The organism is Paenibacillus sp. B-A-8 (assembly GCF_048572915.1).
Lineage (GTDB): Bacteria > Bacillota > Bacilli > Paenibacillales > Paenibacillaceae > Paenibacillus_AQ.
Map to the genome: position 1 here is coordinate 1,290,982 of NZ_CP183882.1, position 15,986 is coordinate 1,306,967.

General features: G+C 44.3%; 15 protein-coding genes. 10 read left to right on the forward strand and 5 right to left on the reverse strand.

Annotation, left to right across the window (positions count from 1 at the left end; genetic code table 11):
- Positions 1–302 precede the first annotated feature (302 nt).
- From ACN6MV_RS05735 to ACN6MV_RS05760, 6 genes are all read left to right on the forward strand, one after another.
- Positions 303–1,217 carry a L,D-transpeptidase family protein gene (locus ACN6MV_RS05735; RefSeq protein ID WP_419885887.1) on the forward strand — a complete coding sequence of 305 codons (915 nt, stop codon included), beginning with the start codon at positions 303–305 and terminating at the stop codon, positions 1,215–1,217.
- Between the two features lie 381 nt (positions 1,218–1,598).
- Positions 1,599–3,449 (forward strand): ribosomal protection-like ABC-F family protein, encoded by a 1,851-nt coding sequence (gene abc-f, locus ACN6MV_RS05740; RefSeq protein ID WP_419885888.1) that lies wholly within the window; start codon positions 1,599–1,601, stop codon positions 3,447–3,449.
- 154 nt (positions 3,450–3,603) lie between these two features.
- Positions 3,604–3,912: a hypothetical protein gene (locus tag ACN6MV_RS05745; protein WP_419885889.1), complete on the forward strand. Its 309-nt coding sequence runs from the start codon at positions 3,604–3,606 to the stop codon at positions 3,910–3,912.
- Positions 3,913–4,007: 95 nt separating this feature from the next.
- On the forward strand, positions 4,008–4,547 hold the full coding sequence (locus tag ACN6MV_RS05750) for an RDD family protein (RefSeq protein ID WP_419885890.1): 540 nt from the start codon (positions 4,008–4,010) through the stop codon (positions 4,545–4,547).
- 127 nt (positions 4,548–4,674) lie between these two features.
- Complete coding sequence (locus ACN6MV_RS05755; RefSeq protein WP_042124698.1) at positions 4,675–5,109, forward strand: MarR family winged helix-turn-helix transcriptional regulator; 435 nt, start codon at positions 4,675–4,677, stop codon at positions 5,107–5,109.
- A gap of 46 nt (positions 5,110–5,155) precedes the next feature.
- A complete protein-coding gene (locus ACN6MV_RS05760) occupies positions 5,156–5,965 on the forward strand; it encodes an SDR family NAD(P)-dependent oxidoreductase (protein ID WP_076117916.1) in 810 nt (269 codons plus the stop codon).
- A gap of 75 nt (positions 5,966–6,040) precedes the next feature.
- Here ACN6MV_RS05760 and ACN6MV_RS05765 read toward each other — a convergent pair whose 3' ends face one another.
- Genes ACN6MV_RS05765 through ACN6MV_RS05775 form a run of 3 tightly spaced genes read right to left on the reverse strand, consistent with a single transcriptional unit; the run spans position 6,041 to position 9,118 of the window.
- The gene (locus ACN6MV_RS05765) at positions 6,041–8,299 is read right to left on the reverse strand and encodes a hypothetical protein (protein ID WP_419885891.1); all 2,259 of its coding nucleotides are present in this window, start codon (positions 8,297–8,299) and stop codon (positions 6,041–6,043) included.
- Positions 8,289–8,645 carry a hypothetical protein gene (locus tag ACN6MV_RS05770; protein ID WP_419885892.1) on the reverse strand — a complete coding sequence of 119 codons (357 nt, stop codon included), beginning with the start codon at positions 8,643–8,645 and terminating at the stop codon, positions 8,289–8,291. Before ACN6MV_RS05770 ends, ACN6MV_RS05765 begins: the two co-directional genes overlap by 11 nt.
- Entirely contained in the window at positions 8,645–9,118 is a 474-nt protein-coding gene (locus ACN6MV_RS05775; protein WP_419885893.1) for an RNA polymerase sigma factor, read from the reverse strand. Before ACN6MV_RS05775 ends, ACN6MV_RS05770 begins: the two co-directional genes overlap by 1 nt.
- Positions 9,119–9,653: 535 nt before the next feature.
- Between ACN6MV_RS05775 and ACN6MV_RS05780 the strand changes: the two genes are divergently transcribed.
- The 4 genes from ACN6MV_RS05780 (at position 9,654) to ACN6MV_RS05795 (ending at position 13,922) form a co-directional block, all read left to right on the forward strand.
- A complete protein-coding gene (locus tag ACN6MV_RS05780) occupies positions 9,654–10,334 on the forward strand; it encodes a YjgB family protein (protein WP_419885894.1) in 681 nt (226 codons plus the stop codon).
- A 146-nt stretch (positions 10,335–10,480) separates the two neighbouring features.
- A complete protein-coding gene (locus tag ACN6MV_RS05785) occupies positions 10,481–11,632 on the forward strand; it encodes a winged helix-turn-helix domain-containing protein (RefSeq protein ID WP_339289496.1) in 1,152 nt (383 codons plus the stop codon).
- A gap of 75 nt (positions 11,633–11,707) precedes the next feature.
- Positions 11,708–13,003, forward strand: a complete 1,296-nt coding sequence (locus tag ACN6MV_RS05790) for an MFS transporter (RefSeq protein ID WP_419885895.1) — start codon at positions 11,708–11,710, stop codon at positions 13,001–13,003.
- 352 nt (positions 13,004–13,355) lie between these two features.
- Entirely contained in the window at positions 13,356–13,922 is a 567-nt protein-coding gene (locus ACN6MV_RS05795) for a histidine phosphatase family protein (RefSeq protein WP_419885896.1), read from the forward strand.
- 83 nt (positions 13,923–14,005) lie between these two features.
- Here ACN6MV_RS05795 and ACN6MV_RS05800 read toward each other — a convergent pair whose 3' ends face one another.
- Together ACN6MV_RS05800 and ACN6MV_RS05805 are read right to left on the reverse strand one after the other, a co-directional pair.
- Positions 14,006–14,788 (reverse strand): TatD family hydrolase, encoded by a 783-nt coding sequence (locus ACN6MV_RS05800; RefSeq protein ID WP_419885897.1) that lies wholly within the window; start codon positions 14,786–14,788, stop codon positions 14,006–14,008.
- On the reverse strand, positions 14,785–15,918 hold the full coding sequence (locus ACN6MV_RS05805; RefSeq protein ID WP_042124715.1) for a copper amine oxidase N-terminal domain-containing protein: 1,134 nt from the start codon (positions 15,916–15,918) through the stop codon (positions 14,785–14,787). Before ACN6MV_RS05805 ends, ACN6MV_RS05800 begins: the two co-directional genes overlap by 4 nt.
- Positions 15,919–15,986: the final 68 nt, after the last annotated feature.

Genomic DNA, 15,986 nt, shown 5'->3' on the forward strand with positions numbered 1-15,986 from the left:
CGATAGACTTGTCAGCAGATTTCGGTTTAATTTGCGTTAATTGGATGGTATTATGAAATCGGAATATTAAAATTGTGAATGCTGATCTAGCATTAGTTGTCTAAACATGAAATACTGAGCATATACAATACAGAGCCGATCTTTGGTTATCCAAAGGTCGGCTTTTTTTAATGTGCGTTCACGTGGTTACAGTATTGCAATCTCTGCGTCAAATGCAGGGGGACGAGTTGAAAAGAATAGGTACAGGCTGGTATGCAACTAATTTGAAATGATTTCGTCTTTATATATGGAGGTGGAGAAAATTGGGATTTTTTGTTTCGAGTAGCTGGTTTCAATCTTCATTACAGCGGAACATAAAGCTGATGCTTGTGTTTGGGTTTCTGTTCGCTGCATGTTTTACAGGTGTGGGAAAGGCGGAAGCTGCTGCTGGATCCGATCTGATTATCGTGAACAAAAAAACAAACAAACTCGCGTATTTCAGTGAGGGTAAGCTGGTAAAGATCTTTCCAGTCGCGACAGGGAAGTCGAAGGAACTGACACCCGAAGGCAGTTTCAAAATGGTAGTTAAAGTAAAGAACAGACCCTATTACAAAGAGAAAATACCCGGGGGTGATCCGGCCAATCCACTTGGCGACCGCTGGCTAGGACTAGAAGTGAACGGAACGTATGGTACCACGTATGCGATTCACGGCAACAATAATGAGTCCTCCATAGGAAAGTATGTTAGCGCCGGATGTATTCGAATGCATAATGATGACATCCACTGGCTTTACCCAAAAATAGCTAAGAATACAAGGGTTATCATCACAACAAGCACACTGGCGATGGAGAACATTGCGACTAAAAATGGATATTCCGTAGGAAGTAAGACGTTTGCTGGAGCTTTTGAGATGGATGGAGTCACGACAAAGCTGAAAGATCCTTTTTTAATGGATAACTCGCGTGTATTTGTTCCGCTGAGAGAATCTGTAGCCCTGTTAGGTGGAAGTTTACAGAGTGAAGCTGGAACGGGTGCATTGCTAATTACGATAGGCAATCGTACGGTGTCACATAAGCCGTTATCCGGTCAGGCTGTTGTGAATGGAAAAACACTTACGATGCCAGCATCCCGCAATGAAAATGGTCGATTGATGATTCCACTGAGCACCTTGCCTGAATTATTTGGTATTCAGGTGCAGTGGAGCTCGGAGTCTCAGTCGGTAAAGATTAATTTATAACTGTTCTTGAACTTTTATTTCTAAGCTGTGTTGTTATATACTGTACTCATTAAACAAATTCGGACAATGACGGAGGGCCACCGACTGATGAATAACTAACACGTTTCCTAGAAGTAGACCACTTAAGCTTGTGAAGTGCATATGCACAAGTCACGGAGCACCCATGCAGGGTGATAACGGTCAGGGATACGTGTGTCGGTCGGGAACCTTACGTTGCTTTTATATGAATAGAACGATCTATGGTTTAGTTTACTCTGCTTGTGCAGGTGATCACGGCCGTGGTCTATTCATGTTATGGCATATTCCCCCCAACATACGCTATTAGACCGCAGACCGCTGGCTGCGGTTTTTTATTTTGTAATACAATCGGAGGAATGGAATATGACCCTAATAAAAGCGAAGAACTTACGTAAAGAATGGAACGGGAACCTGTTATTTGAGAAGGTGTCCTTTGAGATTGCAGAAGGAGAGCGTGTGCTCTTGTTCGGTCGTAATGGAATCGGCAAAACCACACTGCTTAAGGGATTGATCGGTCGCCTCACTTTTGAGGAGGGAAGTATCTATCATGGCTTGCCACGCGAGGAATGGGGAGTGCTGGATCAGCAGCTAGAGATATCAGAAGAAGTAACCGCATTGGATTATGTTCTCTCCGGGTCGGCTGAGCTCCCCCAATTGAAGCGCCGGCTTGAATCCCTCAGTCAGAGGCTACAGGAGCAGAACGACGAGAGCGAAGCGGGATTGGCAGAATACGCCGAAGTATACGATCAATACTTGCAGCTTGATGGGTATGACTGGGAGGCTAAAGCGGAAAAATGTCTGAAGCAGCTCAAGCTTGATCGTTCGGTTTGGAATTTGCCATACCCATCGCTAAGCGGAGGGCAAAAGACACGTGTCCAACTGGCAGCATTACTAGCCCAGCAGCCGAAGCTGTTGATTCTGGATGAGCCGACGAATCACTTAGATGGAGAAACGATGGAATGGTTGGAACATTGGGTGTACACCTACCCCGGAACTGTGCTTTATGTTTCGCATGATCGTACGTTCATCGATCGAACGGCAACGTCTTTGCTGGAGCTTAGTCCAGAGGGATGTCGTCGGTATTCGGGTGGATATACTCAGTATCGGGAGCAGAAGGCGGTAGAGGCGCGAACGCTAGAGGGACAATATAAGAAGCAAGAACAGGAAAAGGAGAAGCTGCTTGAGAGTATCCGGAGATATGCCGAATGGTTCCAGCAGGCACACCGTGCTGCCGGCCAGCATGATTTTCTGCGTGCGAAATCTAAGAAAAATGTGTCTCGTCTTCATGCCAAAGAAGCGGCACTCGAACGCTTAAATAAGAACCGTGTGGAATTGCCGCGGGAGACAAGCAAGCTGAAGATGAAGCTGGAAAGTGAAGCGTTTATGGCTGACACTTTGCTGTCACTCCGTGAGATCGATTTTGCATATAAAGGTAGTGCGCCTGTATTAACAGATTGTAGTTTGTCATTGCATCGAGGAGACCGTCTCGCTATTCTGGGTCCTAATGGGGTTGGTAAGTCTTCTTTGTTGAAGCTGATTGCTGGGATTCATAAACCCACCAAAGGCGAAGTGCAGCTGCATCCGCGTACGAAGATTGGCTACTTTGCGCAAGAGCTGGACAATTTAGCGGTGTCATCCACCATCCTGGATAGTTTGCTTGAACTACCCGGTATGACACAGACGGAGGCACGAACGATTCTGGGTTGTTTTTTATTTTCACGGGAGGATGTCTTTAAACGAATCGGTGATTTAAGTCTGGGAGAGAAATGTCGTGTAGCCTTCCTTAAATTGTACTTTGGAAAAGCTAATCTATTGGTTCTGGATGAACCCACTAATTATCTGGACATTGACACTAGAGAGCGTGTAGAAGAAGCGCTAAGGGGATATCCGGGGGGACTTGTGATGGTCTCGCATGACCGATATCTTCACGCTAAAGTAGCTAATCGTTTGGTAATCCTAGCACCGACTCAGGCACCGAAGTTTTTTCAAGGCTCCTATGAGGAATACATCTCCAAAGATAGAAGCCGTGTGCTTACCCGTAAAGAACAAGCTCAGGAGGATGATCTTGCTCTTCTGGAGCTGCGTCTGAATCAATTGATTCAGAGCGGAAGTAGGGATACGGAGGCGGAGAATGAGGCATTAATGGTGGAAATTGTTAATCTGAGGACGCAGATCCAGGAAATAGGGATTAAGGGAGAAGTTACATCATCATAGGGAAGAAGCGACAGAACCTAGCTCAGGATAGAATGTATCTTGGGCTGGTTTGTTTTTCGAATATTTCGATAGGAGTCATTGCAGGCAGGGTGTATAATTGGATGAATATGGATGTTTTGTTGCGACGAGGAGATCTAGAAAGGACGGTTATGTAATGATAAAACTGGGTTCTTTTATTGTGGAATTGTTTCGATTGTGCGTATTGCTTGTGTTGACCTTATTTATTTTAGGCGGAGTAGAAAGATTGGTTTATCAATCTATTTTTGGTCAGCCCTTGTATAACTGGAGTATGGGGCTTGGAAATCTATTGATATTTTTTATGCTGTATCGGAATCATTTTCAGTTTAAAGGATGGTATAAATCAGAAAAAAATGTAAAACTACCGATCCTCACCACGAGAATCATTACTGTTATTTCTCTAGGACTTATCATCCTGCCGATTGTGCTCAGTCTGAGCCTATGAGGATTAGAAATTTGAATGGAATCGGGGATATGATCCGGAAGCGATACATAGAATAATTGAATGAATAAAGTAAAGCATAGAGAGTGGGCCCTGATATGGATAACAATGCAGTTGAGCGTTTGGAACAGGAGGATTTCATAGGCTTTTGGAAAAGAGTTCTCGCTACTATTCTTGATCTCCTTATCATTCTGATACCTGCGGTTATTGTATACTGGATATTCAATTCATTAGCTGTATCCTTGCATTCGGAAATTCCCATCATCCTTGAATATATTTTCTTCGTCGTGTTTGATATTTTTATGATCGTTAGATTTGGCGGATCGCCTGGAAAGCTGGTTTTAAAGATAAAAATTGTCAATCAGCAAGGGAATATTCCCACGTTGAAGGAAGCTTTAATTCGAAATATTTTCCGAATCATTAGTACGATTTTTTCAATGATTGTTGGCGTAAGCCTCTACGATCTTACTGTGATTTCCACCACACTTAATTTATGGGCACCTTTGGCTACTGACCTTAGTAAAATACTTGGCCCCATCATGCTTGTGGATTATCTATTCGTTGCATTTACTCCCCGTAAACGGGCGCTTCACGATATGATGGCTGGTACTTATGTTGTTGATAAATCTGCAATTTAAAGGATGCTTTCAAAAGCATTCTTTTTTAAATATTAAGTATTTTACCGTTAAATAATTTACTATTAAATATTTTAGTGTTAAAATATATGTAGAAGTAGCCAATGATTATGAATCTAAGGAGGATGTCTTGGAAAACCCAGATATTTTTAGACTTATACATGCCGTTGAATTATTCACGAATGAAATTATTGTTCGATGGATGAATGCTTTTGACCACAATATTGGGATATCTCCTGTTCTCGTCTTGGGAGAATTGAATAAAAAAGGTCCGCAGAAGCAAACTACTTTGGCTAAGAAGCTAGGTTATACGCCGGGAGCGATGACGAACATTGCCAATCGCTTAATTAAGCAGGAAATGGCCGAGCGCAAATATAACGAGGATGATCGCCGAAATGTACTGCTCTCTATCACGGACAAAGGTAAAGATGTACTGAAGGAAGCACAGCTAAAAGGGCAGGAGCTCCGAGTTGAAATGTTTCAGAAGCTCGATGAGGATGAACTGCATCAATTTTTAAAAATCTATGAAAAGCTGTTAACGAGCTTTGATAGCTCTGAAACATAAATGAAGTCATCTAAGAATCTTAATCACATTATAAAGGGGTATGAATATGGGAAGAGTTCAAGGTAAGGTTGCACTAGTAACTGGAGGCGCTTCGGGTATTGGCTTATCAGCCGCTACTTTATTGGCTAGAGAAGGAGCTAAAGTTGTCATCGCCGATTTTAATGTAGAGGCTGCTAAAGAAGCAGCGGCTAAGATTAAAAGTGAGGGTGGAGAGGCGGAAGGTCTTTTCTTGGATGCATCTCAAGCGGATTCGATTAAGGAAGCCGTTGATTTCACAGTTGCTCAGTATGGCACAATTACAGTTTTATTCAACAACGTAGGTCTAACTAATCTGCAAAAAGACCTAGATGTCGTCAACATAGATTTGGAAGAATGGGATCGCCTGATGAACGTGAACACCAAAAGTGTTCTGTTAGGCAGCCGGTTTGCCATTCCACATATGATCAAAGCGGGTGGAGGTTCGATCATTAACACAGCTTCGATGTCAGCATTTGCAGGAGATTCATTGCGTACCGCTTATGGCTCCTCCAAGGCAGCTGTGGTAAACCTTACTCGTTACATCGCCACACAATATGGCAAGGATAAAATTCGTTGTAACGGAGTGGCTCCAGGCCTGATCCTAACACCTGCGGCTGCAAGAAATATGCCGCCAGCTGTGCTGGATATTTTCCAGAAGTTCAACGCTCTGCCTTATCACGGCGAAGCAGATGATATCGGGAACACTGTTTTGTTCCTGGCATCGGATGAATCTAAATTCATCACAGGCCAAACCATTGAAGTTGAGGGTGGGCACTATATGTCCAACCCAAGTATCACAGACTTCCAGAATTACATGATGGAAGCTAAATCTAAATAAAATCATGCGTAAATAAAAATCCGGTCCATGCTCGTATTTATCGAGAGGGACCGGATTTTTGTATGCATAAATGAGTTAGCTTACCTCTAGTACGGCTTGCATAAAGGTCTTTAGTGCGGAGGATTTTGCCCCTTCAATCCATTTCTTCAAAACATCCGTCTGACCATTCATGTACCATCCGAGTTTTTCCTTCAACTCTTGTTCAAAGTTACTAGGCTGTTTTGTTCGTTCGGTCATTAGCTGTTTAACCATTTGTGGCCAACGATACCCATTAAGACCAAAGCTGTGTTCTGGGTAACGTTCAGCAAGTGTTAAGACAGAAGAGAGTGACTCGCCTGCGTATAATTCTGCTGCCAAATAGCTGCCAATAAAACGATGGCTGTTATCATGCTCTAAGGCGATAGCAAATTGTTCCCGAGCTTCTTTAAGCTTGCCTTGATGCAAGAGTGCTGTCGCGTTAATAGAGCGTACATAACTGTTTAATTCGATGGAGTTTAACTCGTTGTAGAGGGAATGAAATTCGTTATATGATTTCCAGTCCTTATGATCAAAATAATACTGCGTCAATGTGAAGGCATAATTAGAATAAGGATGTAACTGTATGAGCTTTTGGAGTGAAGGAATCGCCCGATCTTCTAATGAGTCATCCTTCGTGATGGATGATTTGGCGAGCAACAGCTTTACAAGCATATGCAGGGCATGAGCATCCTGTGGATCATCCAAGACATTTTGTTGGTACATTTCAAGGGCTTGCTCTGGGTTCTTATTCAGCAATAGTCTATCAGCCTTGGTCAGTTCTCGTTCCTTGAGATAGAAGAAAGGAAGATTTCCGACGGTGTCTTCGTTTAACCTGTAGCCATTACTGCGGGTAATCAGGCGTCCATCCGCATCAAATGCCTCGATATTCCAAGAAAAGCGTGCTTCCGGATTCATGAACACGAGAAAAGAAAGAGGATCAATCGATTCAAAGCCCTCTCCGCCGCTGTCGTAGGAGAAACCACTGTTGTAATAGAGTTCATCTACTGGAATGGAGACTTGATTATCTGTAATATAGTCCCGAATCTGCGAACTGAAGGAGCTTCCCACCGTCGAGACCCCTCCGCTTAAGCGATAGTAAGCCGCACCTTTAACAGCCTTCCAGCGAAAATCTACAGACTGACCTATTATCGTCTCTTGATTAATAGGAGACTGAAGCTCTAGCAGAGGTTGTAGAACAATGCTCTCATTCAACCTATCATCCGGTTTAACTTCAATCCAATCGTCATACTGTACAGGCCAAGTCCAGCCGTCGATCTGATCATAGCTAAGTCCAAGCTGGAATTGATAGAAGCCCGGAATCACACCGTGGAATTCGAAACGCCCTTTATCGTCGGTAACGACTCGGTACGGTTCAGCCTCAGTAATGCTATGATGAACCTCGCTTTCAGCACGGAGAAAAATACCTGCACGTGAGACCGGCGAACCATCGCTACGAGTCAGTGTTCCGGATACGACAGCTGTAGAGGTACTTCCCATATCTACAGCTGACTGAATAGCGGATTTTAGCGCTTCAAGCTGCATTTCGGTTTCTGAAGTACCTATCTCTGGCGCTGAACTTGATGATGGACCTGCTGTATGAATATCCTGCCAGAATTTTTTGTAGCTTGCTAAGCCATTGTCTACTTCGGCAAGAGCTTTCTGACCTTCTCCTTTCGTGAAGAGTATGCGTCCGGTAAGCCATGCTTTTTGTGCATTTAAATCTTCCTGATTCTCGGATGGAAATGTGGTTTGTTCAAGAATAGCTTCAGCGGTTATTATATCCCCACGATTCAGGGCACGTTCTGCACGAAGGAGAGCTAGCTTTTTTGCCACGCTAGAATTGCTGTCTAACTGTTGTGCAGCGGTGTATAGCGCTTGATCTCCGTCGTCCCTACGACCAAGAGCATCATATTCATAGACAAGCAGCTTAGCCGCAAATATCCGTGTATTATTCGCTGGTCCATCTAGGATATATTCCTCTAACAAAGCGATTTTATCCTCCGGCAGCAAATTGGAAATACTCGGTTCATCCTGATTCCACTGACTCATAGAGGGACCAATATTTACGTCATATCTAAAGGGATCGTAGCCGTGCTCCTTATCGATGATATTGGTTTGAATAAGCTCCATACGTTTACTGCCAGTTGTAGACTCTAGCTTTTGCAGAAGTTCTGTACGGGCCAGGTTAGATTGGATAGCTGGGCTTTCCTCCATTTGCGCCTTTGAGGAGGGCAGAAAGTTAAATAGAAGAATGAGCAGGGAGGCCGGGAGTAGCACGAATGACACCAGATGTTTGACCTTGATTTTAATTCGCATGTTTCTTCACCGCCTGCTCATAGATATCTTTCCAGTACGTATTGCCTCCGGCCTCAATGAGTTCCCGGTTTTTTTGCTGCTGGACGCCTTGTTGTGGATGGTGTTTAACCTCTGGTTGATGCAGGGTCAGTGTAACGACTAGAATAATGGCGCCGATCGCGCCTATAGGTTTGACAGGGATCTCAATTTCCTTATTCCAGAGTGCTAAGAGGCGGGCTCCAAAGGTTGGAGGGTGGGTCATTTTGAGGACGCGTTCGTGTCCTGCAAAGTGTATGGATTGTAGTTCTTCGTCTAGTAATTGCTTGATAGCTTCGCGTTCCGTATTCTCCGTATTCTCCGTGTTCATTAGAAATGTCCCTCCTTCTCCAAAATCTTTTTTAAGAGCGTCCGTCCTCTAGCGAGCCGGGATTTAATCGTATTCTCAGGGGTATTTAATTGCTCGGAAATTTCTCGGATGCTCATCTCATGAAAGTAATATAATGTCAGACATTCTCGGTATACATAATCGAGAGTCCTCATGGACTCAGCGAGTCTGATATTGTGCCATTCCACCATAAAAAGCTCTTCCGCTCCAGCAGTGAAGCCTGCATCATCGCTTCCTTGAAGCTCTGACCCGCCCGAAGGGAAAATATTACGCCAGCTCCAAGTCCGTTGCTTCATACGGCAGCGGTTAACTACGATGCGAATGAGCCAAGCCTTTAACCGTTCCGGGTCCTGCAGCTGACTCATTTTGGCATAGGCTTGAATAAAAGTATCTTGCACAGCCTCTTCGGCACTGTGCCGATCTTTGAGCAGCAAGCAAGCGGTTCGGAGCAGCATATCGCCGTAATCGTCCATTAACAGGCGGAGAGCTGACTCATCCTTTGCTTTGATTCTCTCTATAATATTCAGATGAAGCTCCCCTCCCTTTACTAATAAGATGCGGCTTGGAGGATTAAGGTTGCGTTTGTGTGGAATATTTTTACTTAGGGGGAGTATTTCCTGAGATGATGATCCGAGACGACGTTCCCGAGACGACGTCCTATGAGCTTCCCGAGATGTTCCCTCATTGCAGTTTGTGCAATAGAATCTATCCTGAAGTGAGCGGAAATCAATTCTGTTGTACTTTGTACATTCAAAATAGTTAAGAAACGCCTAGTTAGGGGGTTTTTATGAATTCTATTGCACGAAGTGCAATGCATTGCTTTTTTCGAAGCAAACAGCCCCAATCTATTGCACGTTCTGCAATGAAATGCCCTGATAGTGCGCATTAATCCGTAATTTATTGATGTTCCGCAGATTTGGGTAAATGATAGATATGTCCGGTTCCATTTTTACAATCGGCTTTAAGCGAATTTACTAAGGAGATGTCATCATGTCAGCACAGATTAAATTTTTAGCAGCCACTATTTTGCTCACAGGGATGATTGGACTAGCCGGATGCAGCTCGAACAATGAACAAGCAAATTCAGCTACCCCAACCACAGCACCTACTGAAACTGCCGTAACAGCAACCTCTGAACCGGAAGTCAGCCCATCAACCACACCTACGGAAACAGCATCAGCAGCGACCACTTCCCCTACGGAGACTAATAAAGATACAGCCAACGCTAATCCGCAATATAGCGCTGAACAGCTTAAAGAACTACTTGTACTTGCCAAAAAAGGAAAGGTGCCCGGTGTTGAATATGCTGCACATACCGGTCTTATTGATGAGGTAGAAGCGGACTGGGGTAAGCCTGATCAACAAGAGTCAGCTGGAAAAGGTATTTATGCTACTTACACTGACAAACATGTCGTATTTGGATTTAACAAAGGTAGCCTGATCTTCGATGTTCGTTCCAGTGATGCTGCACTGCAAAAGCTGACACTGAAACAAATCGAGGGAACACTTGGCAAACCGGATGACACCAAAACAAATGGTGACGATAAGATTTACACCTATCAAGCCAATGACCAATACCAGCTGAAATTTATTATTCCAAGCTCAACCGGCACAGTAGATCATATTTCTGTGTTTAGTGAACAGGATTCCTTTAACAATATGGCTGGGTAAAACCAGCAATGGGTGCATAGAGCAATCATACAGAGAAATCTGTAGGTTGCTCTTTTTGTATGTTTTCTCTTTGTTCTGGAGTACGCCTTGGACGGACTGATATAATGTAATCAATGAGCGGATTCGGGGGAAAGTGAGGTTCTATCATGCAGCTGGAATTAAACGAAAGCGAATATAAAGTGACCACAGATGGGATAACGATAGAATTATTTCCAAAGGAATTTACGCTTTTTCAGTTCTTGTACAAAAATAGAGGACGTACGTTCAGTCGAGAACAGTTGCTGGATAAGGTCTGGCCCTTGGAATATCCGGTAGAGCGAACGGTAGATGATCATATTTATCGGCTTCGTAAAAAGCTAGGCAAGCTACAAGACTTAGATATTAAGACTGTTCGGGGATTCGGCTATAGCCTGACGATGAAGGATTCCTCTGCCGCCATGGCTAATCCGACTACATATGACCTGGAAATGCAAAAGACGATGCGGGAAGTATTCGTAAAATATCATCAATACGGCCAAGGCCGATCCATGTTAACCTTAGCGCGACAACAGGATGTTTTGGGTTATGAAATGGATCCGTTCTATTCGATCTATATTCATTTTGTACAGGGAGATTTGGAATGGCTTCTGAACACGGAGGAAGTTGAGATAGAAGAGCGATTCTATTCGCTGTTAATATGTTATATGTTTTTGGGTGATCCAAAGCAGAAACTGGAGTTCTGCGAGCTAGTCCTTGAGAAAAAGATTCTTTTGCCGCCCCAGCATGTTGAAATGGAGATCCTTAATATTCTGGATTTATACACGCTGGCCGGGCAGCCGGAAAAAGCATTAGAACGATTAAAGCTGACGCATGAAGTGATTAAAGAGCCAGGGTATGAGAACTTCATTCCTGTAACGGCAATTTCTGAAATGCTCGTACACTTGTGGATGGGAACAGAAGATCAGGAATTAGAACGGATGGCGAAAGACATTGAAGCGCTTTTGCAGGAGAAGCCTTTTTTGCGGGAGATCGGCAGTTATAAAGTTGCAAGAGGCCTGTGTTTTCTACGGCGCAAGTCTTGGCGTGAAGCAGAGCAGTTATTGGATGAGGCGCTTCAGGTGCTTGAAATGTCAGGATTCGTGCCGATGCAGATATATGCATTATACAGAATTGTTCACTATTGTAACGAGTTTTCTCCACAGTCAGCTTTACATCGGAAATATGCAGATTTATTTGAACGAGAGAAGGAAGAACGGGGATTCCATCGTTTGGAGCAATCCTTGGAAACCGTGCTTATGAATATCGTGACAGCTCTCTGATAATTCTCTGACAATTCTCCAGTACATTAAGGTCATGCTTCATATGTTCTTAATCGTAACTTGGAGGAATGTCCGATGAATGCTTCATCACAAGCAGGAACGAGTCTGCTAAAAAACAAAGTGTATATGCGTGTGTACAGCGCATTCGCGACAGCTACTTTTGGGGATTGGTTCGATGCGCTGGCGATTCAGGTACTCGTAGGATACCGTTGGCAAGCTAGTCCGCTAATGCTGGCTTTGATTCCAGTCTCTATAGCTTTACCTGGGATTCTGCTTGGCTCCGTGGCAGGAGTAGCGGCTGACCGACTGAATAAGCTAAAGCTAATGCGGATGTGTGATCTACTTACGGCATTGTTAACAGTACTAGTACTTTTCGCTCCCAGTATGGTGTGGTTGCTCCCATTATTGATGCTGCGAGCTGCTATCTCTACCTTAAACGTACCTGCCCAGCAGTCAATGACTCGCAGTTTGGTTAGAGAGGATCAGCTTCTTCAAGCGACTTCACTGAATGGAATTGTAAATCAAGGCTCCAAAATCGCTGGACCGTTACTTGGAGGTTTCGCATTGTCAGTGCTAACACCACAATGGTGTATATTGATCAATGCTTGTCTCAGAGGTTGCTCGTACCTGCTTCTACTGACCGTTAAGAATAATGAGGTAGGACGAGTCAGCTCAGATCAGGACGATAAAGAGGAACAGGTTCCCCTTCGTACGATGTGGAAGGAAGGCTGGGGCTTTATGCTGCGCAGCAGACTGCTGCTAAACAGTATGTTGTTTGGTTTAATCGGCGCGTTAGCTATTCAAATGATCGACTTCCAGTTTACAAGTCTATTCAGAATTATTGCGCCTGCTGAGGAATCTATGCTGGGCTGGCTTGTCGCGGCAACTGGCGTGGGTGCTATATTCATGATCATGGTCATGAACAAAATGAACCGGGGAACAGGCTACGGCTGGAAGCTAGGAACGGGTTATGCACTCATTGGCGTATCGGTCGGAGGGCTTGGTCTGCTTCAGCCAGGCGTCACAAGCCTTCCTGTATTGCTGTTAGGATTCGTACTGGGTCTCGGAAACGGAATGTTTATGATTACCTTCAATTATTGTTTGCAAAAAGAAACTCCCCCGCATATGACAGGGCGTGTGTTCGGTATTCAGAGTACGATTCTTAGCGGTGTGATGATTGGCGCTCCACTCCTTGGTGGTATGCTGGTTCAGGCCGCTGGGCCTAGCCGGATCTTTTTTAACTTTGGTATCGTAATTGCTCTGATTGGTGTGCTGGGCATCGCATTCGGACGCGTGCTGTGGCCTAAGGAGAAGGAGATGACGGATAGCATAGTGGAGCAATCGGCGAAGGTTAAAGTGATGGAAACTTAAGGCTGCTGATTTATTCAGAAAAAAGCTTGCAGAAGTCTGAGTGGAGGTCAGGCTAACTAGCCAGACTAGAAAGCTTGAGTAGCACAGACTACCTAGCGAGCTTACCTAGCATTTAGTTGCAGAATCTGCAATTAAATGCTGTTCCATCTTTCAAAGCGAACTTTAGTTGTATGAACTACACTTATTTGCTCAGCAGAGCTCTTTTTACGATTAATAGTTGTATAGAGTGCAATTAAGAGACTTTTCTAGCTCGCTAGGATTGATTCTTGCCCGTGAGGGCTTTTTTTATTTTATTGTATGGAGGAGTTTAGATAGAACACGAGAAATTATAAAGATAGAAGGAGGGAAACGAATGGCTACTTATATTTATATGGTTAGGCATGGAGAATCACCCAAGCTGCCCGGAGGAACTGAGAGAACACGTGGATTAACAGCGAAGGGGGAGGAGGATGCCCGCAAGATAACGGAGAAGTTACGTCCCGAAGGAATTCAAGTTTTCTATTCAAGTCCATATCTTCGGGCGATACATACGATTTCTGGATTGGCGCAGGAGGTAGGTGCAGAGATTCAGGGTGTTGAAGACCTCCGAGAAATCCATTTTTCTGACGGAAATAAGATCATGCCTGACCAGGAGTTATACCCATTACTGACAACAATGTTTGCTGATCCGGATTTTGTTCCGGTTGGTGGGGAATCCATTCATACGTGTCAGAAGCGATCCGTTAGCGTGTTGCAAGGAATACTGAATAAACACCGTGGTCAAAAGGTTGCGATTGGCACTCACGGTGCAGTCATGACACTAATGATGAATTATTTTGACGCCAAATATGATCTGAATTTTCTGCTTCAAACCACTAAGCCGGATATTTATAAAATGGAGTTCGCTGGCGGAACGTTAATGGGTGTGGAGAGGTTATGAACTCCCAAATTGGGATAAAGCTGTGATTATTCAAAAGGATAGCCTGGCATTAGCCGTTAGCTAGGGGCCATCCTTTTGTCTATCTACAAGCTATAAAATTGCCTAGTATTCGCAATCAGTATTTCTTCCGCTTGGCCAGGGGTGTAGCCATGGAGCGCTCCCCAAGCGGCGGCGACGTCTTGAATTATAGATGGATGAGTGATTTTTCCCGCAAAGGGTCCTTCAAACGGCCAAGGGCCATCGGTTTCCGCCATGACAAGCTGAGGAGGGTAGCGGCGGGCAAGCTCCTGAATCTCCGGCTCGTATAGGATATCAGGGGTGAAAGAGATATAGCAGCCGTTGTTGATCATGCGGACAATGGCTTCTTCGGGTCCCTTAAACCAGTGGAAATGGGCACGCTTTATACCATGCTTCTCTAGTAGATCGCAGGCAATCAGCGCATCCTCATAAACAGCGTGCAAGACCACTGGTTTATCTATACGGGCTGCAAGCCCGAGTAACTGATCAAGAAGCTGAATATAAGGCTCCATATCAAAGGCTTCGCCGCGCTCCAGTGCCTCAGCACGCGAATAATAAGGCAGTCCGATTTCACCCACAGCGATGAAATCCTCCCGATCTTGACGCTCAATCCATTCCAGTAGATTGCATAACTCAGTTTCCTGCGGTAGTGGTTGCTCCGGATGAAAGCCATAAGCGGGGTGTACCATTCCGGGATAGGTAGCGGCAAGCTTTTGGGTACGGACGCAAGAGTCTAAATTCATAGAGACAGCAATCAAGGCTTCGATCCCTAAGGTAGGCAACTCACTTAACATTTGTTCTGAAACCTCAGGCTCATATTGCTCTAAATGGATATGGGCATCAATCATAGCTGCTTACCCACTACATAAGAGGCGTACTCCTCATGAGGCTCAAAGCGAATGGATTCAGGTTCCATTCCAGTCTTTCCCGTTTTGTAGTCAAAGGTTAGTGTGCCAATGCTCTCCAGAAATCCAATATAAACATTGGTTTCAGCCTTCAGCCTGCCTTCTTCCACCATGTAGTAAGTAACAGCACCAATACCTGCTTTTTCGCCAAGATTGTCATCCTCTCCACGATCTGGATACCGCATAGTAACCATAGATGGATTTGAACCTTTAACCTGAATTTGTATGAGGGCATCGCCTTTTTCATTGGAAATTTTTGAAGTAACCAATGTGGAGACCGCTTCATCTGCGGAAGGTATATTCATTTCTTTCCACTGGTTTGGCTTAATCACGTGAAGCTCTTGCATAGACATGCCCGTTCCTGTACCGAGCCACAGTATGACAACAACCTCTTCCTGCCCATCCTGATCTATATCGGCATAATGAATCTCAGGAGTGTAACCTAGCAATCTTGGTGCTTCCCAATTAAACGTATGTTTATTACCGTTCACCTCTACAACAAATCCCTCGTAGATATCGCCATTTTTAAGGGCAGTATACAGCTTAACTTGGTCATTTTCTGTAGCAATAGCGAGAGGTTCGCTGGGGGTTCTTACGGTAGTACTAACATCTCCAGATGTAATTGATATTTCAGTTTGCGAGGCATTCAGTTGCACTTCTGCTCCGGAGAGGCTGCTTAATGCGTCAGCAGGAATATATAAATTGCCGTTTCGTAGAATCGCAGGTCCCCCCAGCGTATTTTGATATCCGTCACCTTGCATATATTCATTGCCCGGCTTCAGTACATAACTACTGCTTCCGTCAGAGATGGTTAAGGTTTTCGTAACACTATCCCATCGTTGTTCAGAAGAATAGTACTCCATGAGTACTTTTGCAGGTACATAGGCCTTATCACCTGAGAAAAAAGGTGGGAGAGATGGAAGAACGGTTTCTCCATCAACGATTAGCTTCAGTGGTGCTTCAGTTGTTTGTGTTTGGTTAATTGCTATTGATGTATCCATATCTATAGATGCCGATGTTCCACATCCGGCTAAAAAGAGCGTGCTAGCTCCGATTACGATGATTTTATTCATAATTACCTCCGAGGATTAAGTCCAGTCCTCTTAAGTATAGATTAAATCAGCGCGTAGTAGGTCACTTT

Excerpts from the sequence above, each read along its gene's own strand:
- ACN6MV_RS05785 (WP_339289496.1), top strand. The coding sequence starts at position 10,481 with ATGCAGCTGGAATTAAACGAAAGCGAATATAAAGTGACCACAGATGGG.
- ACN6MV_RS05760 (WP_076117916.1), top strand. The coding sequence starts at position 5,156 with ATGGGAAGAGTTCAAGGTAAGGTTGCACTAGTAACTGGAGGCGCTTCG.
- ACN6MV_RS05805 (WP_042124715.1), bottom strand. The coding sequence starts at position 15,918 with ATGAATAAAATCATCGTAATCGGAGCTAGCACGCTCTTTTTAGCCGGA.
- ACN6MV_RS05800 (WP_419885897.1), bottom strand. The coding sequence starts at position 14,788 with ATGATTGATGCCCATATCCATTTAGAGCAATATGAGCCTGAGGTTTCA.
- ACN6MV_RS05745 (WP_419885889.1), top strand. The coding sequence starts at position 3,604 with ATGATAAAACTGGGTTCTTTTATTGTGGAATTGTTTCGATTGTGCGTA.
- ACN6MV_RS05775 (WP_419885893.1), bottom strand. The coding sequence starts at position 9,118 with ATGCTGCTCCGAACCGCTTGCTTGCTGCTCAAAGATCGGCACAGTGCC.
- ACN6MV_RS05750 (WP_419885890.1), top strand. The coding sequence starts at position 4,008 with ATGGATAACAATGCAGTTGAGCGTTTGGAACAGGAGGATTTCATAGGC.
- ACN6MV_RS05765 (WP_419885891.1), bottom strand. The coding sequence starts at position 8,299 with ATGCGAATTAAAATCAAGGTCAAACATCTGGTGTCATTCGTGCTACTC.
- abc-f (WP_419885888.1), top strand. The coding sequence starts at position 1,599 with ATGACCCTAATAAAAGCGAAGAACTTACGTAAAGAATGGAACGGGAAC.
- ACN6MV_RS05780 (WP_419885894.1), top strand. The coding sequence starts at position 9,654 with ATGTCAGCACAGATTAAATTTTTAGCAGCCACTATTTTGCTCACAGGG.
- ACN6MV_RS05770 (WP_419885892.1), bottom strand. The coding sequence starts at position 8,645 with ATGAACACGGAGAATACGGAGAATACGGAACGCGAAGCTATCAAGCAA.
- ACN6MV_RS05790 (WP_419885895.1), top strand. The coding sequence starts at position 11,708 with ATGAATGCTTCATCACAAGCAGGAACGAGTCTGCTAAAAAACAAAGTG.
- ACN6MV_RS05795 (WP_419885896.1), top strand. The coding sequence starts at position 13,356 with ATGGCTACTTATATTTATATGGTTAGGCATGGAGAATCACCCAAGCTG.